At 67.9% G+C, this 23,272-nt stretch carries 21 protein-coding genes, 1 pseudogene and 2 riboswitches; of the genes and pseudogenes, 12 read left to right on the plus strand and 10 right to left on the minus strand.

Translation table 11 applies throughout. The features are described from left to right. Positions 1–14 precede the first annotated feature (14 nt). Genes OCQ_RS20895 through OCQ_RS20905 form a run of 3 tightly spaced genes read right to left on the minus strand, consistent with a single transcriptional unit; the run spans position 15 to position 2,784 of the window. Positions 15–1,103 carry an adenosine deaminase gene (locus OCQ_RS20895; protein ID WP_008260006.1) on the minus strand — a complete coding sequence of 363 codons (1,089 nt, stop codon included), beginning with the start codon at positions 1,101–1,103 and terminating at the stop codon, positions 15–17. Further along, complete coding sequence (locus OCQ_RS20900) at positions 1,100–2,383, minus strand: thymidine phosphorylase (protein WP_014385721.1); 1,284 nt, start codon at positions 2,381–2,383, stop codon at positions 1,100–1,102. The genes OCQ_RS20895 and OCQ_RS20900 overlap by 4 nt, the downstream gene beginning before the upstream one ends. Then, the gene (locus OCQ_RS20905; protein ID WP_014385722.1) at positions 2,383–2,784 is read right to left on the minus strand and encodes a cytidine deaminase; all 402 of its coding nucleotides are present in this window, start codon (positions 2,782–2,784) and stop codon (positions 2,383–2,385) included. The genes OCQ_RS20900 and OCQ_RS20905 overlap by 1 nt, the downstream gene beginning before the upstream one ends. Before the next feature lie 272 nt (positions 2,785–3,056). Between OCQ_RS20905 and sdhC the strand changes: the two genes are divergently transcribed. The 5 genes and pseudogenes from sdhC to OCQ_RS20930 all read left to right on the plus strand — a co-directional run. Then, on the plus strand, positions 3,057–3,395 hold the full coding sequence (gene sdhC, locus OCQ_RS20910; protein ID WP_014385723.1) for a succinate dehydrogenase, cytochrome b556 subunit: 339 nt from the start codon (positions 3,057–3,059) through the stop codon (positions 3,393–3,395). Beyond that, positions 3,392–3,862, plus strand: a complete 471-nt coding sequence (locus OCQ_RS20915; protein ID WP_009954090.1) for a succinate dehydrogenase hydrophobic membrane anchor subunit — start codon at positions 3,392–3,394, stop codon at positions 3,860–3,862. Before sdhC ends, OCQ_RS20915 begins: the two co-directional genes overlap by 4 nt. A 17-nt stretch (positions 3,863–3,879) precedes the next feature. Further along, complete coding sequence (gene sdhA, locus OCQ_RS20920; RefSeq protein WP_008260011.1) at positions 3,880–5,634, plus strand: succinate dehydrogenase flavoprotein subunit; 1,755 nt, start codon at positions 3,880–3,882, stop codon at positions 5,632–5,634. Next, positions 5,634–6,431 carry a succinate dehydrogenase iron-sulfur subunit gene (locus OCQ_RS20925; RefSeq protein ID WP_009954091.1) on the plus strand — a complete coding sequence of 266 codons (798 nt, stop codon included), beginning with the start codon at positions 5,634–5,636 and terminating at the stop codon, positions 6,429–6,431. Before sdhA ends, OCQ_RS20925 begins: the two co-directional genes overlap by 1 nt. 11 nt (positions 6,432–6,442) lie before the next feature. Beyond that, positions 6,443–7,111, plus strand: a pseudogene (locus tag OCQ_RS20930) (carboxymuconolactone decarboxylase family protein); the annotation flags it as partial. Positions 7,112–7,131: 20 nt separating this feature from the next. Here OCQ_RS20930 and OCQ_RS20935 read toward each other — a convergent pair. Both OCQ_RS20935 and OCQ_RS20940 read right to left on the minus strand, forming a co-directional pair. After that, positions 7,132–7,626, minus strand: coding sequence for a PPOX class F420-dependent oxidoreductase (locus OCQ_RS20935; RefSeq protein ID WP_014385724.1), 495 nt, complete (start codon positions 7,624–7,626; stop codon positions 7,132–7,134). 34 nt (positions 7,627–7,660) lie between these two features. Beyond that, the gene (locus OCQ_RS20940) at positions 7,661–8,593 is read right to left on the minus strand and encodes a sigma-70 family RNA polymerase sigma factor (protein ID WP_008260015.1); all 933 of its coding nucleotides are present in this window, start codon (positions 8,591–8,593) and stop codon (positions 7,661–7,663) included. A 270-nt stretch (positions 8,594–8,863) separates the two neighbouring features. Here OCQ_RS20940 and OCQ_RS20950 point away from each other — a divergent pair, with 270 nt between their 5' ends. Next, positions 8,864–10,195, plus strand: a complete 1,332-nt coding sequence (locus OCQ_RS20950) for an aspartate aminotransferase family protein (protein WP_014385725.1) — start codon at positions 8,864–8,866, stop codon at positions 10,193–10,195. A gap of 58 nt (positions 10,196–10,253) precedes the next feature. Here the strand turns inward: OCQ_RS20950 and OCQ_RS20955 are convergent, their stop codons facing one another. After that, the gene (locus OCQ_RS20955; RefSeq protein ID WP_014385726.1) at positions 10,254–10,538 is read right to left on the minus strand and encodes a hypothetical protein; all 285 of its coding nucleotides are present in this window, start codon (positions 10,536–10,538) and stop codon (positions 10,254–10,256) included. 170 nt (positions 10,539–10,708) lie between these two features. Here OCQ_RS20955 and OCQ_RS20960 point away from each other — a divergent pair, with 170 nt between their 5' ends. From OCQ_RS20960 to OCQ_RS20975, 4 genes are all read left to right on the plus strand, one after another. Next, positions 10,709–11,950 (plus strand): D-alanyl-D-alanine carboxypeptidase family protein, encoded by a 1,242-nt coding sequence (locus OCQ_RS20960; RefSeq protein ID WP_014385727.1) that lies wholly within the window; start codon positions 10,709–10,711, stop codon positions 11,948–11,950. A 6-nt stretch (positions 11,951–11,956) separates the two neighbouring features. After that, the gene (locus tag OCQ_RS20965) at positions 11,957–13,309 is read left to right on the plus strand and encodes a sugar porter family MFS transporter (protein WP_009954102.1); all 1,353 of its coding nucleotides are present in this window, start codon (positions 11,957–11,959) and stop codon (positions 13,307–13,309) included. Between the two features lie 14 nt (positions 13,310–13,323). After that, positions 13,324–14,427, plus strand: a complete 1,104-nt coding sequence (gene nagA / locus OCQ_RS20970) for an N-acetylglucosamine-6-phosphate deacetylase (RefSeq protein ID WP_373307967.1) — start codon at positions 13,324–13,326, stop codon at positions 14,425–14,427. Between the two features lie 12 nt (positions 14,428–14,439). Continuing rightward, positions 14,440–14,502, plus strand: a riboswitch (guanidine-III (ykkC-III) riboswitch). 13 nt (positions 14,503–14,515) lie between these two features. Further along, positions 14,516–14,830, plus strand: coding sequence for a DMT family transporter (locus tag OCQ_RS20975; protein ID WP_008260036.1), 315 nt, complete (start codon positions 14,516–14,518; stop codon positions 14,828–14,830). On the opposite strand, the gene yhjD is transcribed toward OCQ_RS20975, so the two are convergent. Together yhjD and trpS are read right to left on the minus strand one after the other, a co-directional pair. Then, positions 14,827–15,864 (minus strand): inner membrane protein YhjD, encoded by a 1,038-nt coding sequence (gene yhjD, locus OCQ_RS20980; RefSeq protein WP_009954105.1) that lies wholly within the window; start codon positions 15,862–15,864, stop codon positions 14,827–14,829. The genes OCQ_RS20975 and yhjD overlap by 4 nt on opposite strands. An 11-nt stretch (positions 15,865–15,875) precedes the next feature. After that, positions 15,876–16,895, minus strand: coding sequence for a tryptophan--tRNA ligase (gene trpS, locus OCQ_RS20985; protein ID WP_014381028.1), 1,020 nt, complete (start codon positions 16,893–16,895; stop codon positions 15,876–15,878). 240 nt (positions 16,896–17,135) lie between these two features. Between trpS and OCQ_RS20990 the strand changes: the two genes are divergently transcribed. After that, on the plus strand, positions 17,136–17,945 hold the full coding sequence (locus tag OCQ_RS20990) for an alpha/beta fold hydrolase (protein WP_014383222.1): 810 nt from the start codon (positions 17,136–17,138) through the stop codon (positions 17,943–17,945). On the opposite strand, the gene OCQ_RS20995 is transcribed toward OCQ_RS20990, so the two are convergent. Both OCQ_RS20995 and OCQ_RS21000 read right to left on the minus strand, forming a co-directional pair. After that, positions 17,938–19,179: an NADP-dependent isocitrate dehydrogenase gene (locus OCQ_RS20995; protein ID WP_009954109.1), complete on the minus strand. Its 1,242-nt coding sequence runs from the start codon at positions 19,177–19,179 to the stop codon at positions 17,938–17,940. The genes OCQ_RS20990 and OCQ_RS20995 overlap by 8 nt on opposite strands. 19 nt (positions 19,180–19,198) lie before the next feature. Beyond that, positions 19,199–21,436, minus strand: a complete 2,238-nt coding sequence (locus OCQ_RS21000; RefSeq protein WP_009954111.1) for an NADP-dependent isocitrate dehydrogenase — start codon at positions 21,434–21,436, stop codon at positions 19,199–19,201. Between the two features lie 149 nt (positions 21,437–21,585). Beyond that, positions 21,586–21,702: riboswitch (SAM riboswitch) on the plus strand. 178 nt (positions 21,703–21,880) lie between these two features. Here OCQ_RS21000 and OCQ_RS21005 point away from each other — a divergent pair. After that, the gene (locus OCQ_RS21005; protein ID WP_014385729.1) at positions 21,881–23,269 is read left to right on the plus strand and encodes a bifunctional o-acetylhomoserine/o-acetylserine sulfhydrylase; all 1,389 of its coding nucleotides are present in this window, start codon (positions 21,881–21,883) and stop codon (positions 23,267–23,269) included. Positions 23,270–23,272 lie beyond the last annotated feature (3 nt).

Below are 23,272 nucleotides of genomic sequence, written 5' to 3' on the forward strand. Positions count from 1 at the left end.
GTCGCACCGGCGGCTCAGCCGATCAGCACCGCGTATCGCGGCTTGATCACCTCGTCGATGATGGCCAGCCGCTCGTCGAACGGGATGAACGCGGACTTCATCGCGTTGATGGTGAACCGTTCGAGGTCGCTCCAGCCGTAGCCGAACGCCTCCACCAGGCGGAGCATCTCGCGGCTCATGAAGGTATCGCTCATCAACCGGTTGTCGGTGTTGACGGTCACCCGGAACCGGGCGCGGGCCAGCAGGTCGAACGGATGCTCGGCGATGCTCTTGACGGCGCCGGTCTGCACGTTCGAGCTCGGACACAGTTCCAGCGGAATTCGCTTGTCCCGCAGGATCGCCGCCTGCTGACCCAACCGGACCTGTCCGTCGGGCAGCACGTCGATGTCGTCGACGATCCGCACCCCGTGGCCCAGCCTGTCGGCGCCGCAGAACGCAATCGCCTCGTGGATGGACGGCAGGCCGAACGCCTCGCCGGCGTGAATGGTGAAGCGCGCGTTGTGGTCTCGCATGTACTCGAAGGCGTCCAGGTGGCGCGTCGGCGGGTTGCCGGCCTCGGCGCCGGCGATGTCGAAGCCGACAACGCCCTTGTCCCGGAACCGGATTGCCAGCTCGGCGATCTCGCGGGACACCGCGGCGTGCCGCATCGCGGTGACCAGTAGGCGCACCACGATCGGACGGCCCGCGCCGGCACAGGCCTTCTCGCCGTCGGCGAATCCGGCCAGCACGGCATCGACGATCGCGTCGAAGGACATCCCGCGGTCGATGTGCAGCTCGGGTGCGAACCGCACCTCGGCATAGACCACCGAGTCGGCGGCCAGGTCTTCGACGCACTCGTAGGCGACGCGGTGCAGCGCCTCGGGGGTCTGCATCACCGCGACGGTGTGGGAGAACGGCTCCAGGTAGCGCTCCAGCGAGCCGCTGTGCGAACGCGTGCGAAACCACGTCGCCAGCTCGTCGACGTCGGTGGCGGGCAGCTCGTCGTAGCCGGTCTGCCCGGCGATCTCCAGCACGGTCGACGGGCGCAGCCCGCCGTCGAGGTGGTCGTGCAGCAGGGCCTTGGGGGCCTTGCGGATCTGCTCGAGGCCCAGCGGCGCGGTCATTGCGCGATCCGATCGATGATCAGCGGACGCGAAGCCGGCGCGGCGTCGCCGACGCCGAAGGCGCCGTCCAGCTCGGCGAGCGCCGCGCCGAAGCGCTCCGGGGTGTCGGTGTACAGGGTGAACAGCGGCTCACCGGCCGTGACCGGCTCGCCGGGGCGGCGGTGCAGCCGGATGCCGGCGCCGAACTGCACGCGATCGCCCGGACGGGATCTGCCCGCTCCGAGCCGCCAAGCCGCCAGCCCCACTGCCATCGCGTCGATATCGCCCATTGTGCCGCCCCGGGCGGCCGTCACGGTCTCGGCATGCCGAGCGATCGGCAGCGGCACCGACAAATCGCCGCCCTGGGCGGCGACGAGCTGGCGAAACCGGTCCATCGCGGTGCCATCCCGCAGCGTCTCGGCGGGATCGCGGCCGTCGACCCCGGCCAGCTCGAGCATCTCGGAGGCCAGCCGCAGCGTCAGCTCGACGACGTCGGGCGGCCCGCCCCCGGCCAGCACCTCGAGCGACTCGGCGACCTCGAGGGCGTTGCCGACGGTCGCGCCCAGCGGGGTGTTCATGTCCGTCAGCAGCGCGCGGGTGGGCACCCCGTGCGCGGCGCCCAGCGCGACCATGGCGCTCGCCAGGTCGCGGGACTGCACTTCCGAGTCGGTGAACGCCCCGGAACCGACCTTCACGTCGAGCACCAGCGCGCCGGCCCCCTCGGCCAGCTTCTTGCTCATCACCGAGCTCGCGATCAGCGGCAGCGACTCGACGGTGGCGGTGATGTCGCGCAGCGCATACAGCTTGGCGTCGGCCGGGGCCAGGTCACCGGCGGCGAAGATGGCCGCGCCGAGGTCGCGCAGTTGGTCGCGCACCCGCCGGTTGGACAGCGCGGCGGTGAATCCGGCGATGGATTCCAGCTTGTCCAGCGTGCCGCCGGTGTGGCCGAGCCCGCGGCCCGACGCCTGCGGCACCGCGGCGCCGCACGCGGCGACGACGGGCACCAGGGGCAGGGTGATCTTGTCCCCCACCCCGCCGGTGGAGTGCTTGTCGACCGTGGGGACGCCGAGGTCGCTGAAGTCGAGCCGCTCGCCCGAGGCCAGCATCGCCGATGTCCACCGGGCCGTCTCGCCGCGATCCATGCCCCGCAACAGGATCGCCATCAGCAGGGCCGCCATCTGCTCCTCGGCCACCCGGCCGGCGGTGTAGGCGTCGACGACCCAGTCGATGGCGGCGTCGGACAACCGGCCGCCGTCGCGCTTGGTCCTGATCACCGTGGGCGCGTCGAAGGCGGGCGGCATCAGCGGCGACCTGCGGCCACGTCGTCGGGACCGAAGGCATCCGGCAGCAGGTCGCCGAGCCGGCGCGGCCCGCGCGGATGGTCGATCAGCAACTCGGGACCGCCGTGTTCGAGCAGCACCTGGCGGCATCGCCCGCACGGCATGAGCACCGATCCGCGCTGGTCCACGCACGCCAGCGCGATCAGCCGGCCGCCGCCGGTGGAATGCAGGGCGCACACCACGGCGCACTCGGCACAGAGACCAAGGCCATATGAGATGTTCTCCACATTGCACCCGGTGACCACGCGGTGATCGTCGACCAGCGCAGCCGCACCCACTGCGAACCGCGAGTACGGCGCATAGGCCCCTTCGGATGCCTGGATTGCCTTGTCCCGCAACGTTTTCCAGTCGATCTCCGGCATCGCGCAACCCCGCTCGTCGGTGGCCGTTTCCGACAGTCACCCTAGCCGCAAAACGGCATTTCGCTTGACGGACATTGACGCAAGCCACACCGTGCGCGAGCTAAGCTCAAGTGCCCGGCGTGACTGTCGCGCAACGTCGCAAGAAGGTCGCAAGAAGGCTGGTGAGGACTGGGGTGACTACACAACCGACAACCGCGGATCCGGCGGCACCCGCACCGGCGACCTCGCGCAAACGCAGGCCGCCGCGGACCCTCTACCGGGGCGATCCCGGAATGTGGTCGTGGGTGCTGCATCGCATCAGCGGCGCGACCATCTTCTTTTTCCTGTTCGTGCACGTCCTGGACGCGGCGATGCTGCGGGTCAGCCCCCAGACCTACAACGCGGTGATCCACGACTATCAGATGCCCATCGTCGGCCTGATGGAATACGGCCTGATCGCCGCGGTGCTCTTCCACGGCCTGAACGGGATCCGGGTGATCCTGATCGACTTCTGGTCCGAGGGCCCGCGCTACCAGCGCCTGATGTTCTGGGTCGTCGGCGTCGTGTTCCTGCTGCTGATGGTCCCGGCCGGCGTCGTGACCGTCATCCACATGATGGAGCACTTCCGATGAGCAGCCCCGACCTTCAGCTGACCCGCGGCCAGACGGCGCCGGTCAAACAACGCAGCTACGACCGGCCCGCCAGCCTGGACAATCCCCGCTCGCCGCGGCGCCGGGCCGGCATCCCCAACTTCGAGAAGTTCGCCTGGCTGTTCATGCGGTTCTCGGGCATCGCGCTGTTCGTGCTGGCGATCGGCCACCTGTTCATCATGCTGATGTGGGACAACGGCGTGTACCGCATCGACTTCAACTATGTGGCGCAGCGCTGGGCGTCGCCGTTCTGGCAATTCTGGGACCTCGCGCTGCTGTGGCTGGCGCAGCTGCACGGCGGCAACGGCCTGCGCACGATCATCGACGACTACAGCCGCAAGGACAGCACCCGGTTCTGGCTCAACAGCCTGCTGTTGCTGTCGATGGGGTTCACGTTGGTGCTGGGCACCTACGTGCTGCTGACGTTCGACCCCAACATTCACGCCTGACGGAGGGAGGCTGACCCGTGATCCAGCAACACCGGTACGACGTGGTGATCGTCGGCGCGGGCGGCGCAGGGATGCGCGCCGCGGTGGAAGCGGGTCCCCGGGTGCGCACCGCGGTGCTGACCAAGCTCTACCCCACCCGCAGCCACACCGGCGCCGCCCAGGGCGGCATGTGCGCGGCGCTGGCCAACGTCGAAGAGGACAACTGGGAATGGCACACCTTCGACACCGTCAAGGGCGGCGACTACCTCGCCGACCAGGACGCGGTGGAGATCATGTGCAAGGAAGCCATCGACGCGGTGCTCGACCTGGAAAAGATGGGGATGCCGTTCAACCGCACCCCCGAGGGCCGCATCGACCAGCGCCGGTTCGGCGGACACACCCGCGACCACGGCAAGGCCCCGGTGCGCCGGTCCTGTTACGCCGCCGATCGCACCGGCCACATGATCCTGCAGACGCTGTACCAGAACTGCGTAAAGCACGACGTGCAGTTCTTCAACGAGTTCTACGCGCTGGACCTGGTTTTGACGCAGACGCCGAGCGGGCCGGTGGCCACCGGCGTGGTCGCTTACGAGCTGGCCACCGGCGAGATCCACGTCTTCCACGGGAAGGCGATCGTGCTCGCCACCGGCGGTTCGGGCCGCATGTACAAGACCACCTCCAACGCGCACACGCTGACCGGCGACGGCATCGGCATCGTCTTCCGCAAGGGACTTCCCTTGGAGGACATGGAGTTTCACCAATTTCACCCCACCGGCCTGGCCGGTTTGGGCATCCTGATCTCCGAGGCCGTGCGCGGCGAGGGTGGCCGGCTGCTCAACGGCGAGGGTGAGCGGTTCATGGAACGCTACGCACCGACGATCGTCGACCTGGCACCGCGCGACATCGTCGCTCGCTCAATGGTTTTGGAAGTCCTGGAGGGCCGCGGCGCCGGCCCGCACAAGGACTACGTATACATCGACGTCCGGCACCTCGGCGAGGACGTGCTCGAGGCCAAGCTGCCCGACATCACCGAGTTCGCCCGCACCTATCTGGGCGTGGACCCGGTCAAGGAGCTGGTCCCGGTGTACCCGACGTGTCACTACGTGATGGGCGGCATCCCGACCACCGTCACCGGACAGGTGTTGCGGGACAACACCTCCACGGTCCCGGGCCTGTACGCGGCGGGCGAATGCGCGTGCGTGTCGGTGCACGGCGCCAACCGGCTGGGCACCAACTCGCTGCTGGACATCAACGTGTTCGGCCGCCGGGCCGGCATCGCCGCCGCCAATTACGCACGGGGACACGACTTCGTGGACATGCCGCCGGATCCGGCGGCGATGGTCGTCGGCTGGGTGGGCGACATCCTGTCCGAGCACGGCAACGAGCGCGTCGCCGACATCCGCAACGCGTTGCAGCAGTCGATGGACAACAACGCCGCGGTGTTCCGCACCGAGGAGACGCTCAAGCAGGCGCTGACCGACATCCACGCCCTGAAGGAGCGCTATTCGCGAATCACCGTGCACGACAAGGGGAAGCGATTCAACAGCGACCTGCTGGAGGCCATCGAGCTGGGCTTCTTGCTCGAGCTGGCCGAGGTCACCGTGGTCGGCGCGCTGAACCGCAAGGAGTCCCGCGGCGGGCACGCCCGCGAGGACTACCCCAACCGCGACGACGTCAACTACATGCGCCACACCATGGCCTATAAGCAGGGCACCGACCTTTTGAGCGACATCGCGCTGGACTTCAAGCCCGTGGTGCAGACGCGCTACGAACCCAAGGAACGGAAGTACTGATGACGGACGTTGCAGAGCCGCAGGCCGAAAGTCTGGAACCGCCCCTTCCGCCGGTTCCCGACGAGGCGGTGATGGTGACCGTCAAGATCGCCCGGTTCAACCCCGACCAGCCCGATGCCTACGCGGAAACCGGTGGCTGGCAAAGCTTTCGGGTGCCCTGCCTGCCCAGCGACAGGATGCTCAACCTGCTGATCTACATCAAGAGCTACCTGGACGGGACGCTGACCTTCCGGCGCTCCTGCGCGCACGGGGTGTGCGGGTCGGATGCCATGCGGATCAACGGTGTCAATCGGTTGGCCTGCAAGGTGCTGATGCGCGACCTGCTCCCCAAGAAGGCGGGCAAACCGCTGACCATCACGGTCGAGCCGATCCGCGGGCTGCCGGTCGAGAAGGACCTCGTGGTCGACATGGAGCCGTTCTTCGACGCCTACCGCGCGGTCAAGCCGTACCTGATCACCACCGGCAACCCGCCGACGCGCGAACGCATTCAGAGCCCGACCGACCGCGCCCGCTACGACGACACCACCAAGTGCATCCTGTGCGCGGCGTGCACCACCAGCTGCCCGATCTTCTGGCACGAGGGCAGCTACTACGGCCCGGCCGCGATCGTCAACGCCCACCGGTTCATCTTCGACAGCCGCGACGAGGCGGCCGCCGAGCGCCTGGACATCCTCAACGAGGTCGACGGCGTGTGGCGGTGCCGCACCACGTTCAACTGCACCGAGGCCTGCCCGCGCGGTATCCAGATCACCAAGGCGATCCAGGAGGTCAAGCGCGCGATCATGTTCTCGCGCTGACCTGCCGCGTCTGCTCGTCACACATCGCCGGGCTGTCTCGTCTGAGGGGTATGACACAGAAAACCCGCATCGAGCCCCTGCCCCCCAAGCGCGCCGGATTGCTGATCCGGGCCATGTATCGGATAGCCAAGCGTCGCTACGGCCAAGTTCCCGAGCCGTTCGCCGTGGCCGCGCATCATCGCAAGCTGATGACCGCGAGCGCCATGCACGAGACGATGGTCGAGCGGGCGTCGAAAACCCTGCCGGCCAGCGTGCGTGAGCTGGCGGTGTTGTGGACCGCGCGCCAGATCGGCTGCTCGTGGTGCGTCGACTTCGGATCGATGCTGCAGCGCCTGGACGGCCTGGACGTGGAGCGGCTCAAGGAGATCGACAACTACGCCACCTCGCCGGCCTATACCGACGACGAGCGTGCCGCCATCGCCTATGCCGACGCGATGACCACAGATCCGCACACCGTCACCGACGAGCAGGTCGACGACCTGCGGGCCCGCTTCGGCGATGCCGGGGTGTTCGAGCTGACCTATCAAATTGGATTGGAGAACATGCGGGCGCGGGTGAACACCGCGCTGGGCATCACCGAGCAAGGCTTCAATTCGGGTGACGCGTGCCGGATTCCCTGGGCTAGCGACGATCGCAAGCGCGGCGTAGCCGGGCGCAGCGGGTCGTCGCCCGTTGGCTAGCAAACCAGAGCGTGGGCTGATCAGCCCTCTTGGGCGGGTTCGATCTCGATATAGGTGGTCGGAATACTGAGCGCCGCGCTGCCCTTGTCCAGACCGCGCTCGAATAACTTCATCGGCAGGCTCCAGTTCGCCGCAATCACCTTGTACGCGTGGGCGTGTTCGGACTCGGGCAAGATCCTGGCCTTTCCGGCGACCGCTTGCCCTTTTGGCTTGCCGCGAAGACTGCTGGGCACCACAACGACACGCGGATTGTTGTTGATCCGCTTCACCTTTCCGGTGGACGCATCCGTTCGCACGTAGATCTTTCCGTCGGCGACACCGTGGTTGATCGGGCTCGGCATCGCCTCGCCGGAACGCTTGGACGTCACCAACAAGATTTGCCGCGTTTTGTCGAAACCGGTGAAGTCCTTACCTTGCGGGGTCGCAGCGCCGACGTCGAAGGCGCTGCGGTGGCGCATCATGTCCATACCGCGGAACATCAATTTGCCCATCGTTTCGGTGACGCTGCCGCCCATGTGCTCTCTCCAATCTGCGCCTGACTCGACTGACTTACGGCTGCTCGCGCCGCAGCGGAGAGCCGGTGAACTTCTCGGGATTGGCGACATCCCATAAGGCGCAAACCTTTCCGTCGCGCACCGTCATCGCCATGATCCGCGGGCACATCTCGCGGTAGCCGTCGGCAGCGGGGAAGCCGGCGGTGTAGATGCCCAGCTCGCCGTTGACCAGTCCTGCTTGATAGGACGTGTAGAAGGCGGGCCCGTAGCGGTTTGCCAGGCCGAGCATGAACCGGACCACCTTGTCCGGGCCGTGGATGACGTGAACGGCCGTGGGCGCCTTGCCATTTGAATCGCCGGTGAAGATGACGTCCGGGTGCAGCAAGGAGACCACGGCCTCCAGATCGCCGGCGGCCATGGCGGCCAACAACTTTCCCACCACCTCGTTGTGCGATGGGTCGGGTTCGGGCGGTGGCTCGGCCGCGACGGCCTTGCGGGCCCGCGAGGCCAGCTGCCGGGCGGCGGCCTCGCTGGTACCCAGCGCCTCCGCAACCTCCGCGAACGGCACGTCGAACCCGTCGTGCAAGACGAACGCGACCCGCTGGTCAGGCGAGAGGCGCTCCAGCACCACCATCGCCGCGAACCGGGCGTCCTCGCCGGCCACCACCGCGGACAGCGGGTCGGCTTCGGAAGCAGGCGGGCCGAATCCGGTGACGACGGGCTCGGGCAGCCAGTTTCCGGTGTAGGTCTCGCGCCGGTGCGCCGCCGAGCGCAGCCTGTCCAGACCAAGCCGGCTCACCACCGTGGTCAACCACGCCCGCAGGTCGGTGATCTGCGTTCCCTTGTCGGGGTCCTGGCGGTGCCAGCGCAGCCAGGCATCTTGGACGATGTCCTCGGCGTCGGCGACCGTGCCGGTCAGCCGGTAGGCGACCGACATGAGATGCGGTCGCAACGACTCGAATTCGCTGACCTGTTGCGCTGAGGTCATATCGCCGAGCCTAGCCCGGCGACGGCGAGCGCCGAAACGGCGCGAGTGAGGAGCCGGGCAATCCAACCAAGCCCGGCGACGGCGAGCACCGAAACGGCGCGAGTGAGGAGCCGGGCAATCCAACCAAGCCCGGCGACGGCGAGCGCCGAAACGGCGCGAGTGAGGAGCCGGGCGATCCAACCAAGCCCGGCGACGGCGAGCACCGAAACGGCGCGAGTGAGGAGTCGGGCAATCCAACCGAGCCCGAAGCGGGCGCTACGCTCACCACCAATGACCGACAACCTGTGGCTGCACTTCTCCCGGCACGGCCCGGGAATCACGCCGCCGATCATCACCCGCGGTGAGGGCGTCACCATCTTCGACGACCGCGGCAAGAGTTACCTCGACGGCCTATCCGGGCTGTTCACCGTGCAGGTCGGTCACGGCCGCGCCGAGCTCGCCGAGGCCGCCGTCCGGCAGGCGGGCACGCTGGCGTTCTTTCCGCTGTGGGGATACGCCACCCCGACGGCGATCGAGCTCGCCGAGCGCCTCGCCGGCTACACCCCGGGTGACCTCAACCGCGTCTTCTTCACCACCGGCGGCACCGAGGCCGTCGAGACCGCGTGGAAACTGGCCAAGCAGTACTTCAAGCTCACCGGCAAACCCGGTAAGCACAAGGTGATTTCGCGATCGGTCGCCTACCACGGCACCACCCAGGGCGCCCTGGCGATCACCGGGCTGCCCCGGTACAAGGCGCCCTTCGAGCCGGTGACGCCCGGCGGCTTCCGGGTGCCCAACACCAACTTCTATCGGGCACCGGAACCGCTGCGCACCGACCCGAAAGCCTTCGGGCAGTGGGCCGCGGACCGCATCGCCGAGGCCATCGAGTTCGAGGGCCCCGACACCGTGGCGGCGGTATTCCTGGAACCGGTGCAGAACGCCGGTGGCAGCATCCCGCCTCCCCCAGGCTATTTCGAGCGCGTGCGGGAAATCTGCGACGAATACGACGTGCTGCTGGTCTCCGACGAGGTGATCTGCGCGTTCGGCCGCATCGGGTCGATGTTCGCCTGTGACGACTTCGGCTACGTGCCCGACATGATCACCTGCGCCAAGGGAATGACGTCGGGCTACTCACCGATCGGCGCGATGATCGCCAGCGAGCGCCTGTTCGAGCCGTTCAACGACGGCGCGACGATGTTCCCGCACGGCTATACCTTTGGCGGCCATCCGGTTTCGGCGGCCGTCGGGCTGGCCAACCTCGACATCTTCGAGCGCGAGGGGCTCAACGATCACGTCCGGGCCAACGCGCCGGCCTTGCGCGCCACCCTGGAAAAGCTCTACGACCTGCCGATCGTCGGCGACGTTCGCGGCGAGGGGTTTTTCTACGGCGTGGAACTGGTCAAGGAAAAGGCGACCAAGCAGACGTTCAGCGACGATGAGCGCCGGCCGCTGCTGGCGCGGGTGGGCTCGGCACTGTTCGATGCCGGGTTGTATTGCCGCACCGACGACCGTGGCGATTCGGTCATTCAACTGGCGCCGCCGCTGATCAGCGGCCAGGCCGAGTTCGACACCATCGAGGCCATCCTGCGCGAGGTGCTGCACGAGGAGTCGGCGCGGCTCTAGCCGGATGGTGGCGACCCGCTGCGCCCGGCTTCGCCGCGCTTGCGATCGCCACTAGACACTAGCCCGCGCGCCTGACCGCGTCGGCGGCCAGCATCACCTCGCGGGCGTGCGGGGCGCTCGGGTTGCGCCCGAACCGCGAGACGGCATTGCACAACCATGCCAGCGCCGAGCGCAGCTCCGGCTCGGTGGCGGCGTCACGATGCAGCGTGAGTTCCGCCAGCACCTGATCGAGCCCGGAACGCCGCACCTGGGTCGCCTTCTCCACCTGTTTGAGCAGATCCTTCAGCGCGCGCGGGACGACACCGGCCGCGCCGTCGCGCCGGCGCCGCAGCCTGGCCCACAATCGGTCGTCGGGAATGGCGAATCCTCTGAAGTCGGTGCGGGCGGGCGCTTCCCGCGGACCGCGCGCCCAGCGTATCCCGGGGCCGCCGCCCCGGCTGAGTAACTTCCGTCTCATCAGTCACAGCGCGGCTCCCCGAATTCGGGCCCCCGATCGCTTAATGTGCACAGACGATGAGCTTCCTACGTTCGATGTCGTGCCTGGTCGCAGCGGGTTTCGTGGCCTGGGCTCCCGCCACGATTGCCTTGCCACTCGCCAAGGCCGAACCCGGCGCCGAACCCAACGCCGCGCCCGCGAGCTGCCCGTACAAGGTGAACACCCCGCCGGTGGTGGACTCGTCGGAGGTCCCCACGGCCGGGGATCCCCCGATCCCGCTGGCGGTGCCCGCCAAGCCGGTGGGGGGTGACGCCCTGGCCAGTTGCGGCATTGTCGCCGCACCCAACACGCCGCCGCTCCCGGGCGATGTGTCCGCCGAGGCCTGGCTGGTGGCCGACCTGGACAGCGGCGCGGTCATCGCCGCCAAAGACCCGCACGGCCGGCACCGCCCGGCCAGCATCATCAAGGTGTTGGTGGCAATGGCCGCCATCAACACGCTCAACCTGAACAAGTCGGTCGCCGGAACCGCCGACGACGCGGCCGCCGAGGGCACCAAGGTCGGCGTCCAGGAAGGCGGCGTGTTCACCGTCAACCAGCTGCTGCACGGGCTGCTGATGCACTCCGGCAACGACGCCGCCCACGCGCTGGCCATGCAGCTCGGCGGCATGCAGCAAGCGCTGGAGAAGATCAACGTGCTGGCCGCCAAGCTCGGCGGCCAGGACACCCGGGTGGCGACGCCGTCCGGGCTGGACGCGCCCGGCATGAGCACCTCGGCCTACGACATCGGGCTGTTCTATCGCTACGCGTGGCAGAACCCCACGTTCGCCAACATCGTCGCGACCCGGACGTTCGACTTCCCCGGCCACGGCGACCACCCCGGCTACGAGCTGGAGAACGACAACCAGCTGCTCTACAAGTATCCCGGCGCCCTGGGCGGCAAGACCGGCTACACCGACGACGCGGGCCAGACGTTCGTGGGCGCGGCCAACCATGACGGGCGGCGGCTGGTGGCGGTGCTGCTGCACGGGACGCGGCAACCGATCGCGCCGTGGGAACAGGCCGCCCATCTGCTGGACTACGGGTTCGCCACCCCGCAGGGCACGCAGGTCGGCTCGCTGGTCGCTCCCGACCCGTCGCTGGCGCCCGCCAAGAGCGACACCGCCGCCGACCGGCTCGCCAATAACGCTGCGGCCGGCGCGATCATCGGCTCGGCGGACGCCATGCCGGTCCGGGTGGGCGTCGCTGTCATCGGCGCCATCATCGTGTTTAGCTTGATCATGGCCGCACGCTCGATGAACCGCCGACCCCAACACCGCTGAGCGCCGGTGGGCACCGGATCGCGGCGCGGCCTGCTGGTCGGGCTGACCGCCGCCAGCGTGGGCGTCATCTATGGCTATGACCTGTCCATCATCGCCGGTGCGCAGTTGTTCGTCACCGAGGATTTCGGGCTGTCCACGCGGCAACAGGAACTGCTGACGACGATGGTGGTGATCGGCCAGATCATCGGGGCGCTCGGCGCCGGTGTGCTGGCCAACGTGATCGGCCGCAAACGCTCGGTCGTGCTGATCCTGTTCGCCTACGCGGCTTTCGCGCTGCTGGCCGCGTTCTCGGTGTCGCTGACGATGCTGCTGGGGGCGCGCCTGCTCGTCGGGCTGACCATCGGCGTGACGGTCGTGGTCGTCCCGGTGTACGTGGCGGAATCGGCGCCGACGGCGGTGCGTGGCTCGCTGCTGACGGCTTACCAGCTGGCGATCGTCAGCGGGCTCATTGTCGGATACGTGACCGGCTACCTGCTGGCCGGCACGCACAGCTGGCGGTGGATGCTGGGGTTGGCGTGCGTGCCCGCACTGCTGTTGGCGCCGTTGGTGATTCGGATGCCCGATACGGCCCGGTGGTACGTGCTCAAAGGCCGGGTCGACGACGCCCGGCGGGCGCTGCTGCGGGTGGAGCCCGACGCGCGGGTGGACGACGAGCTGGCCGATATCGGCCGGGCGGTCAGCGAAGGTGGCGGCCGGCTCTCCGAGATGCTGCCGGAAATGGTTCGCAGGCCCTATCTTCGGGCGACTGTCTTCGTCGTCGTTCTCGGCTTCCTGATCCAGATCACGGGCATCAACGCGATCATCTACTACAGCCCCCGGATCTTCGAGGCCATGGGCTTCACCGGAAATTTCGCGCTGCTGGGTCTGCCGGCGCTGGTCCAGGTGGCCGGATTGGCCGCCGTCGGCACGGCGCTGCTGCTGGTCGACCGGGTGGGCCGGCGGCCAATCCTGTTGTGCGGCACCGCGATGATGATCGGCGCCGATGTCGTGCTGATGGCCGTGTTCGGCCGTGGGATCGGCGGCGCGGTCGCCGGGTTCGCCGGCGTGTTGCTGTTCATCTTCGGCTACACCATGGGTTTCGGCTCCCTGGGCTGGGTGTACGCCAGCGAAAGCTTCCCGTCCCGGCTGCGCTCCATCGGGTCGAGCACCATGCTGACCTCCAACCTGGTGGCCAACGCCATCATCGCCGCCGTCTTCCTGACCATGCTGCATTCCTTGGGCGGCGCAGGGACTTTCGCGGCGTTCGCCGCGTTCGCGTTGATCGCGTTCGTCTTCGTCTATCGGTATGCGCCGGAGACCAAGGGCCGCCAGCTCGAGGACATCCGCCACTTCTGGGAGAATGGCGGCCGGTGGGACTGATCGCCGCGGGAACCATGGTCGTGGACGGGCGACTCTGCCGACCGGGCTGGCTCGAGACCGCTGGCGGGCGGATCGCGGCCGCCGCGCCCGGGCCGCCGCCGCGCCCGCCCGACCGCGACTACCCCGATTGCACTGTGGTGCCGGGATTTATCGACATGCACGTGCACGGCGGCGGGGGCGCTTCCTACACCGACGCCGACGGCATCGGCGAGGCCGCCGCCTTCCACCTGCGTCACGGCACCACCACGACGCTGGCCAGCCTGGTGACCGCCGCTCCCCCGGAATTGCTCAGTGGGGTGCGCGCGCTCACCGACGCCACCAGGAGTGGCACGATCGCGGGCATCCACCTCGAAGGCCCCTGGCTGAACCGGGCACGGTGCGGGGCCCACGACCACACCCAGATGCGCGACCCGGACCCCGACGAGATCGACGCGCTGCTGACCGCCGCCGGCGACGCGATCAAGATGGTCACCCTGGCGCCGGAGCTGCCCGGTGCCGACGCCGCCATCCGGCGTTTCCTGGACGCGGGAGTCGTTGTGGCGGTGGGCCATACCGACGCGACCTACGAGCAGACCCGCCGCGCCATCGAGCTGGGCGCCACGCTCGGCACGCATCTGTTCAACGCGATGCCGCCGCTGCACCATCGGGAGCCCGGCCCGGCGCTCGCGCTGCTGCGGGACCCACGGGTGACCGTCGAGCTCATCGCCGACGGCGTGCACCTACACCCGGACGTGGCGCGCGCGGTGATCGAGGCCGCCGGCGCGGACCGCGTCGCCGTGATCACCGACGCGATCGCCGCGGCGGGCCGCGCCGACGGCGCGTATCGGCTCGGCGCGGTACGCATCGACGTGGTCTCCGGCGTCGCGCGGGTGCAGGGGACGTCGACGATCGCGGGCAGCACGGCCACCATGGATCGGCTCTTTCGCGCCGTGGCCGGGTTCGGCGCGAACCGCGACGCCGGGCTGGCCGCGGCGGTTCAGGTGACGTCGGCGACCCCGGCGCGCGCGCTCGGGCTCGAACGGGTCGGTAGCCTGCGGCCCGGCTACGACGCCAATCTTGTGGTGCTCGACCGTGATCTGCGGGTGAGCGACGTCATGGTGCGCGGCGACTGGCTCTGAGCGTTAACATCGGAGACGTCAGCACCTGACACCGGACGAGGGGCCCCGTACCCGGCCAGCGACAAGACGGGCGCCGTGGAGGTGCGCAATGGCATGGCTCGTCTTGATCGCGTCGGGCGTCCTGGAGGCGGTGTGGGCGACCGCCCTGAACAAGTCCGACGGCTTCTCCCGGCTCGGCCCTTCGCTGGTCTTCGTTGTCGCACTGGCGCTTTCGATGGCCGGGCTGGCGACCGCGATGCGCACGCTGCCGGTCGGAACCAGTTACGCGGTCTGGGTCGGCGTCGGGGCCGTGCTGACGGTGGGCTACGCGGCGCTGATCGGCGAGGAACCGGCGTCGTTGACCAAGCTGTTGCTGATCGGCGGCATCGTGGCCTGCATCGCGGGCTTGAAGTTGGTCAGCTAGCGGCCACGGCGGGCCAACCCTGCGATCCGCGAAAGTGCCAGCGCCCCAACGGCTCCCAGCCCCATTGCGGTCAGCGTCTGGCGGGTGCTCAGACCTTCGTCCATGTGCACCCGCGGCGCGATGATCGCCGGGGCCGGGGGCTCCACAGGGCGGTCGCGCGGGTCGGTGGATGCCGTCGCCCCCCACGCAGTGCAGAACAACACGAGATAGGCGGTGATGTAAGCGAACACCATCAACCCCAGCACCGGGCCGAACGCCGCGCCCGCGGGGCTGCGCAACACCGTCTTCAAATAGATCGACCCCACCTGCTTGAACACTTCGAAGCCGACGGCCGCGATCAGCCCGGCCCGCATCGAATCGACGAAGCTGACCTTCTCCCGGGGCAGGCGCGCGATCATCCACGTGAACAGCAGCCACGACACCAAGGTCGCGATCAGGATCGAGAAAAGCCAGAACAGCCAATCGAACACCGCGAATTGCGGCACGCCAAGCCATTTCAGCAACGCGGCCATCGGCGCGGCGTGGCCGACGGTGGTCAGCGCGACGGTGGCCAGGATCACCGCGAACGTCCCCACCATCGCCAGCAGATCGGAGAACTTGCTCCGCACGAAGCCCGGCGACTCCACGTGCGAGTCCCACCACATCTCGGTCAGCGCCTGCCGCAGGTGCGATATCCAGCCCAGCCCCGCCCACACCGCGGTGACCAGACCGATGACACCGACCGAAGTCCGGGCGTCGATGGCCGAGTTCATCAACTCCTGCAGCTGATTACCCAGCGTGCCCGACACCTGGGACCGGATGTGGTCGTCGATCGTGCTCAGCAGGTGCGGCCGCCGGGCCAGCACGAAGCCGAACACCGCGAAACCGACCATGAGCAACGGGAACAACGCGAAAATCGTGTAATACGTGAGGCCGGCGGCGAAGAACCCGCCGTTGCGCTCGTCGAAACGCTGGTAGGCGCGGATGACATGGTCGAGCCACCCGTGCCGGGACCGCAGCCGATCAAGAAACCCCTCCTCGGCCGGCTCGCTCATGGTGAAACGTCTTACCTCCGTTGCGGAAGGAACCCAAGCCGATCGTAAACCCGCTGGACCGTCTTCCCGGCGACATCCTGGGCCCGTTCGGCGCCGGCCGCCAAAACGGCCTCCAATTCGGCCAAGTCGGCCGTCAGTTCGTCGACGCGGGCCTTGATCGGGGCGACGAACTCGACCACCGCCTCGGCGGTGTCCTTCTTCAGATCGCCGTAACCCTTTCCGGCATAGCCCTCGACGAGCTTGTCGACGCCGACGCCGCTGACCGCCGACTGGATGGTCAGCAGGTTGGACACGCCGGGCTTGGCGTCGGTGTCGAAGCGGATCTCGCGCTCGCTGTCGGTCACCGCCGACCGAATCTTCTTGGCCGACAACGCCGGATCGTCGAGCAGGTTGATCAGCCCGGCGTCGGTGGCCGCGGATTTGCTCATCTTCGACGTGGGGTCTTGTAGGTCGTAGATCTTCGCGGTCGCCTTGGGGATGAGCACGTCGGGCACCACGAACGTGTCCGGGAATCGGGCGTTGAACCGCTGCGCCACGTCGCGGGCCAGCTCGAGGTGCTGGCGCTGGTCTTCGCCCACCGGCACCAGGTCGGTGTCGTAGGCCAGCACGTCGGCGGCCTGCAGCACCGGATAGGTGAACAAACCCACGGTGGTGGAGTCGGCGCCCTGGCGCAGCGACTTGTCCTTGAACTGCGTCATCCGCGACGCCTGCCCGAAGCCGGTGAAGCAGCCCAGCACCCACGCCAACTGGGAGTGGGCGGGCACGTGGCTCTGCACGAACACGGTGCTGCGCGCCGGGTCGATGCCCAGCGCCAGGTATTGGGCGGCGGTGACCAGGGTCCGTCGCCGCAGCGCCTCGGGATCCTGGGCGACGGTGATGGCATGGAGGTCGACCACGCAGAAGAACGCGTCATGGTCGTCCTGCAGTTCGACCCAGTGGGTGACGGCGCCCAACGCGTTACCCAGGTGAAGCGAATCGGACGTGGGCTGCACGCCGGAGAAAATGCGGCTGGATCCGGTAGCGGTGCTCATGATGCACCGATCTTTTCACGCGCGGCCGCCCCGCCCGGTGTGCGGCCAGCCTCACCCTCGATGCCGAGTGCGCGGCGTGCCGGCCGCTCGCGATCGGCCCGCCTTGCGATACCGGCGGTACCGCCTTTAATGTCGGGCTATGCACAACCTCGTCTGCTTGGCTCCTCGCTCGTGAGCCCCGCTCACTCGGCGTCGCACTCGGCCCGTCCCCCGATTCATCTCGGTTCCGGCGAGCCGGTCGTGCTGCTCCACGGGTTTTTGATGTCGCAGACGGTGTGGGATCCGGTGGCGCCGCGGCTGGCCGACACCGGCCGCTACGAGGTCTTCGCCCCGACCATGGCCGGGCACAACGGCGGCCCCTACGCGGGCACCTGGCTGCTGAGCTCGTCGGTGCTGGCCGACCACGTCGAACGCCAGCTCGACCAGCTCGGCTGGGAGAGCGCGCACCTGGTGGGCAACTCGCTGGGCGGCTGGGTGGCCTTCGAGCTCGAGCGACGCGGGCGGGCGCGCAGCGTCACCGGCGTCGGCGCCGCGGGCGGGTGGACGCGCTGGAGCCCGGTCAAATTCGAGGTCATCAGCAAGTTCATCGCCGGGATGCCGATCCTGGGACTGGCCCGGCTGCTGGGCCCGCGCGCGCTGCGGCTGCCGCTGAGCCGCCGCCTGGCCACCCTGCCGCTGAGCGCCACCCCGGAAGGGGTCAGCGACGAGCAACTGCGCGGTGTGGTCGACGACGCCGCGCACTGCCCGGCGTACTTCCAGCTGCTGATCAAGTCGCTGCTGCAGCCCGGCCTGCTGGAGCTGGCGCAGACCGCGGTGCCCGTGCAGCTGGTGCTGTGCGAGAAGGACCGGGTGGTGCCGCCCAGCAGGTTCAGCCGGCATTTCACCGACTTTTTGCCGGAGGGAACGAAGATCACCAAGCTCGACGGCGTCGGGCACGTGCCGATGTTCGAGGCGCCGGAGCGGATCACCGCGGCCATCGCCGACTTCATCGACGAGTGCACCGCGGGCCCGGACCGGCTTTCCGACCGGCACCGGCCGCCGGCTAGCTAGCCAGTTCCTTTTCCAGGTTCTCCGCGATCGAGTCGAGGAATTCCTCGCTCTGCTGCCACTCCTGGTCGGGCCCGATCAGGATGGCGAGGTCCTTGGTCATCTTCCCGCTCTCGACGGTGGAGACGACGACGTTTTCCAGCGTCTGCGCGAACTCGACCACCTCGGGGGTGTCGTCCAGCTTGCCGCGGTGCGCCAGTCCCCGCGTCCAGGCGAAGATCGAGGCGATCGGGTTGGTCGAGGTCGGCTTGCCGGCCTGGTACTGGCGGAAGTGCCGGGTGACGGTGCCGTGCGCGGCCTCGGCCTCGACCGTCTTGCCGTCGGCCGTCATCAGCACCGAGGTCATCAGCCCCAGCGAGCCGTAGCCCTGGGCGATGGCGTCGGATTGCACGTCGCCGTCGTAGTTCTTGCACGCCCACACGTAGCCGCCCTCCCACTTGAGGCAGGCGGCGACCATGTCGTCGATCAGCCGGTGCTCGTAGGTCAGGCCCTCGGCCTCGAACTGCTCCTTGAATTCCTCGTCGTAGATGCGCTGGAACTCGTCTTTGAACATGCCGTCGTAGGCCTTGAGGATGGTGTTCTTGGTGGACAGGTACACCGGCCACTTGGCGTTCAGGCCGTACTTGAACGACGCGCGCGCGAAGTCGCGCACGGAGTCCTTGAAGTTGTACATCCCCATCACCACGCCGCCGTCGTCGGGCAGGGACACCATCTCGTGGACCATCGGCTCGCTGCCGTCGGCCGGGGTGAACGTGATGGCGACGGTGCCGGGCTTGTCGACCTTGAAGTTGGTCGCCCGGTACTGGTCGCCGAACGCGTGGCGGCCGATGACGATCGGTTTGGTCCAGCCCGGAACCAGGCGCGGCACGTTGGAGATGACGATCGGTTCGCGGAAGATGGTGCCGCCCAAGATGTTCCGGATCGTCCCGTTCGGCGACAGCCACATCTTCTTGAGGTTGAACTCCGAGACGCGAGCCTCGTCGGGGGTGATCGTCGCGCACTTGACGCCCACGCCGTGCTTCTTGATGGCGTAGGCCGCGTCGATCGTCACCTGGTCGTCGGTGCGGTCGCGGTGCTCGATGCCCAGGTCGTAGTAGTCCAGATCGATGTCGAGGTGCGGAAGGATCAGCTGGTCCTTGATCAGCTTCCAGATGACGCGGGTCATCTCGTCGCCGTCGAGCTCGACCACGCGGCCCTTGACCTTGATCTTGGCTTCTTTGGAACCCGGGCTCGACATCGGTGCCTTTCCTGCGGCGTCAGCCTTGTGCGGCGGCCAGCACTTCGTTGAACGTCTTGCTCGGCCGCATCACCGCCGTCGTCTTCTCGCTGTCCGGGTAGTAGTACCCACCGATGTCGACCGACTCACCCTGCACCTCAGCGAGTTCGCCCACGATGGTGTCCTCGTTCTCGGCCAACGAGTCCGCCAGCGCGGCGAAGCGCTCGCGCAAATCCTCGTCGTCGTTTTGCGCGGCGAGTTCCTGGGCCCAGTACAGCGCCAGGTAGAACTGGCTGCCGCGGTTGTCGAGTTCACCGGTCTTGCGCGACGGACTCTTGTTGTTGTCCAACAGCTTTCCGATCGCGGCATCCAGCGTCTTGCCCAAGAGCTTGGCGCGCTCGTTGTCGGTCTTGATGCCGATGTCCTCGAAACACGCTCCCAGAGCCAGGAATTCACCGAGGGAGTCCCAGCGCAGGTGGTTCTCCTCGACGAGCTGGTGGACGTGCTTGGGCGCCGAACCGCCCGCGCCGGTTTCGTACATTCCGCCGCCGGCCATCAACGGCACGATGGACAGCATCTTGGCGCTGGTGCCCAGCTCCAGGATCGGGAACAGGTCGGTGAGGTAGTCGCGCAGGATGTTTCCGGTGGCGGCGATCGTGTCCTGGCCGCGCATCGCGCGCTCCAGCGTGTACCTCATGGCCCACACCTGCGGCATGATGTTGATGTCCAGGCCCTCGGTGTCGTGTTCCTTGAGGTACTCCTTGACCTTCTTGCGCAGCTCGACCTCGTGCGGGCGTTCGGTGTCGAGCCAGAACACCACGGTCATGCCCGAGTTGCGCGCCCGGGTGACGGCCAGCTTGACCCAGTCCCGGATCGCTTCGTCCCGCACGATGGGCATGCGCCAGATGTCGCCGGCCTCCACGTTCTGGGTGAGCAGGACCTCCCCGGTGTCGAGGTCGACGATGTTGGCGACGCCGCCCTCGGGGATCTCGAAGGTCTTGTCATGCGAGCCGTACTCCTCGGCCTGCTGCGCCATCAGCCCGACGTTGGGGACCGTGCCCATCGTCGTCGGATCGAACTGCCCGTGGGTCTTGCAGAAGTTGATGATCTCTTGGTAGATCCGGGAAAAGGTGGACTCGGGGTTGACGGCCTTGGTGTCCTTCTGCCGACCGTCGGCGCCCCACATCTTGCCGCCTGCGCGGATCATCGCCGGCATCGACGCGTCGACGATCACGTCGCTGGGCGAATGAAAGTTGGTGATGCCCTTGGCCGAATCGACCATCGCGAGCTCGGGCCGGTGCTCGTGGCAGGCGTGCAGGTCGCGGATGATCTCCTCGTGCAGCGACGCCGGCAGCGACTCGATCTTGCTGTACAGATCGACCAATCCGTTGTTGACGTCGACGCCGAGTTCGTCGAAGAGCTCCTGGTGCTTGGCGAAGGCCTCCTTGTAGAAGATCTTCACGGCGTGGCCGAAGACGATGGGGTGGGAGACCTTCATCATCGTCGCCTTGACGTGCAGCGAGAACATCACGCCGGTCTCGTAGGCGTCCTGCATCTGCTCCTCGTAGAACTCGACGAGGGCCTTCTTGCTCATGAACATGGAGTCGATGACGTCGGCGTTGCGCAGCGACACCATCGGCTTGAGCACGATCGTCTCGCCGCTTTCGGTCTCCAGCTCCATCTTCACGTTGCGCGCGCGGTCCAGCGTCATCGACTTCTCGCCGTGATAGAAGTCGCCGCCGCGCATGGTCGCGACATGGGTGCGCGACGCCGGCGACCAGGGCGCCATGCTGTGCGGATGCTTGCGCGCATACTCCTTGACGGCCTTGGGTGCGCGTCGGTCCGAGTTGCCTTGCCGCAGTACGGGATTCACGGCGCTGCCCAGGCACTTGGCGTAGCGGTCGCGAATTTCTTTGTCCTCGTCGGTCTTCGGGCTCTGCGGAAAGTCCGGAATCTTGAATCCCTTGCCCTGCAGTTCCTTGACGGCGGCGATCAGCTGGGGCACCGAGGCGCTGATGTTGGGCAGCTTGATGATGTTGGTGTCGGCCAGCTTGGTCAGCCGGCCCAACTCCGCGAGGTTGTCCGGGACCCGCTGCTCTTCGGTCAGGTGTTCGGGGAACTCGGCGAGGATCCGGGCGGCCACGGAGATGTCGCTGGTCTTGATCTCGATGCCCGCGGGTTCGGCGAAGGCACGCACGATCGGCAGGAACGCGTAGGTCGCCAGCAGCGGCGCCTCGTCGGTCAGCGTGTAGATGACGGTCGGCTTTTCGGCGCTCACGGTCCCTCTCCCGGCGTGATTATGGTCAGATCTGTGGGGGGCTCAGCAATCTAACTGCCACGTTATCAAGGGTGTTTGGACAGGTGTCGACCTGCGTCTGCACCGCGACAGTTGGCAGCGGGTCGGCACAGTAAGATAGTCTTCGTATTGGTCATGAGCGCCAGCGACAAGCCCCGGCTTGCTGGCCGGCAACCCTCCAACCGCGGTGGGGTGCCCCGGGTGATGACCAGGTCTAGTAGCCACAGGCTGCGCGGCAAGCGCGGGTCCGCCATAACGGACCCCTGACTAGAGGGGACACGTGATGTGCTTCTGTCCAGCTCCTTGCGATCATCGGCTCGCCTTGGTGGAGCCGCTGATGTGCGCGACCGTGCGCCGCTGCTAGCCGGCCGGCCGTAAGGCCCCGCTGAAGACCCGAGCCCATATTTCAGGAGAAAGCCAACCCACGTGAGTTCCGACAGTTCTTCTTCCAACGGCACCACCAGCGAGAACACCGATCCGACCGCGCATTGGTCGTTCGAGACCAAGCAGGTGCACGCCGGGCAGCAGCCGGACCCGGCCACCAACGCCCGCGCCCTGCCGATCTACCAGACCACCTCGTACGTCTTCGACGACACCACGCACGCCGCCGCCCTGTTCGGGCTGGAGGTGCCGGGCAACATCTACACCCGGATCGGCAACCCGACCACCGACGTCGTCGAGCAGCGCATCGCCGCGCTCGAGGGCGGTGTGGCGGCGCTGTTCCTGAGCTCCGGCCAGGCGGCGGCCACGTTCGCCATCTTGAACATCGCGTGTGCCGGAGATCACATCGTCTCGAGCCCCAGGCTCTACGGCGGGACCTACAACCTGTTTCACTACTCGCTGGCCAAGCTCGGCATCGAGGTCAGCTTCGTGGAGGACCCCGACGATCTGGATTCGTGGCGGGCCGCGGCGCGGCCGAACACCAAGGCGTTCTTCGCCGAGACCATCTCCAATCCGCAGATCGACATCCTGGACATCCCCGGTGTCGGCGGGGTCGCCCACGACACGGGCGTCCCGCTGATCGTCGACAACACGATCGCCACGCCCTACCTGATCCAGCCGCTGAAGCACGGCGCGGACATCGTCGTGCACTCGGCCACCAAGTACCTCGGCGGCCACGGCTCGGCGATCGCCGGGGTCGTCGTCGACGGCGGCACGTTCGACTGGACGCAGGGCCGTTTCCCGGGGTTCACCACCCCGGACCCGAGCTACCACGGGGTGGTGTTCGCCGAGCTCGGTCCGCCGGCCTACGCGCTCAAGGCGCGCGTGCAGCTGCTGCGCGACCTCGGTTCGGCCGCCGCGCCGTTCAACGCGTTCCTGGTCGCCCAGGGCATCGAGACGCTGAGCCTGCGCGTCGAGCGTCACGTCGCCAACGCCCAGCGCGTGGCCGAGTTCTTGTCCGGCCACGACGGCGTGCTCTCGGTGAACTATGCGGGACTGCCCAGCTCGCCCTGGCACGAGCGGGCAAAGAAGCTGGCGCCCAAGGGAACCGGGGCGGTGCTGTCGTTCGAGCTGGCCGGCGGCATCGAGGCCGGCAAGGCCTTCGTGAACGCGCTCAAGTTGCACAGCCACGTCGCCAACATCGGCGACGTGCGTTCCCTGGTGATCCACCCGGCCTCCACGACGCACGCCCAGCTGTCCCCGCAGGAGCAGCTGAGCACCGGGGTCAGCCCGGGCCTGGTGCGGCTGGCGGTCGGCATCGAGGGGATCGACGACATCCTGGCCGACCTGGAGCTCGGCTTCGCCGCGGCGGCCAAATTCGGCGCGACCGCCGGAGCCTCGGGCACCGATCCGCACGCCGTGGCGGCGTTCTGAAGG

This window comes from Mycobacterium paraintracellulare, from assembly GCF_000276825.1.
Classification (GTDB): Bacteria; Actinomycetota; Actinomycetes; order Mycobacteriales; family Mycobacteriaceae; genus Mycobacterium; species Mycobacterium intracellulare.

Excerpts from the sequence above, each read along its gene's own strand:
- sdhC (WP_014385723.1), top strand. The coding sequence starts at position 3,057 with ATGTGGTCGTGGGTGCTGCATCGCATCAGCGGCGCGACCATCTTCTTT.
- OCQ_RS20895 (WP_008260006.1), bottom strand. The coding sequence starts at position 1,103 with ATGACCGCGCCGCTGGGCCTCGAGCAGATCCGCAAGGCCCCCAAGGCC.
- OCQ_RS20905 (WP_014385722.1), bottom strand. The coding sequence starts at position 2,784 with ATGCCGGAGATCGACTGGAAAACGTTGCGGGACAAGGCAATCCAGGCA.
- OCQ_RS20975 (WP_008260036.1), top strand. The coding sequence starts at position 14,516 with ATGGCATGGCTCGTCTTGATCGCGTCGGGCGTCCTGGAGGCGGTGTGG.
- OCQ_RS20935 (WP_014385724.1), bottom strand. The coding sequence starts at position 7,626 with ATGGGCGGCAGCGTCACCGAAACGATGGGCAAATTGATGTTCCGCGGT.
- OCQ_RS20915 (WP_009954090.1), top strand. The coding sequence starts at position 3,392 with ATGAGCAGCCCCGACCTTCAGCTGACCCGCGGCCAGACGGCGCCGGTC.
- OCQ_RS20960 (WP_014385727.1), top strand. The coding sequence starts at position 10,709 with ATGAGCTTCCTACGTTCGATGTCGTGCCTGGTCGCAGCGGGTTTCGTG.
- yhjD (WP_009954105.1), bottom strand. The coding sequence starts at position 15,864 with ATGAGCGAGCCGGCCGAGGAGGGGTTTCTTGATCGGCTGCGGTCCCGG.
- trpS (WP_014381028.1), bottom strand. The coding sequence starts at position 16,895 with ATGAGCACCGCTACCGGATCCAGCCGCATTTTCTCCGGCGTGCAGCCC.
- OCQ_RS20940 (WP_008260015.1), bottom strand. The coding sequence starts at position 8,593 with ATGACCTCAGCGCAACAGGTCAGCGAATTCGAGTCGTTGCGACCGCAT.
- OCQ_RS20900 (WP_014385721.1), bottom strand. The coding sequence starts at position 2,383 with ATGCCGCCCGCCTTCGACGCGCCCACGGTGATCAGGACCAAGCGCGAC.
- nagA (WP_373307967.1), top strand. The coding sequence starts at position 13,324 with ATGGTCGTGGACGGGCGACTCTGCCGACCGGGCTGGCTCGAGACCGCT.
- OCQ_RS20925 (WP_009954091.1), top strand. The coding sequence starts at position 5,634 with ATGACGGACGTTGCAGAGCCGCAGGCCGAAAGTCTGGAACCGCCCCTT.
- OCQ_RS20995 (WP_009954109.1), bottom strand. The coding sequence starts at position 19,179 with ATGTCGAGCCCGGGTTCCAAAGAAGCCAAGATCAAGGTCAAGGGCCGC.
- OCQ_RS20950 (WP_014385725.1), top strand. The coding sequence starts at position 8,864 with ATGACCGACAACCTGTGGCTGCACTTCTCCCGGCACGGCCCGGGAATC.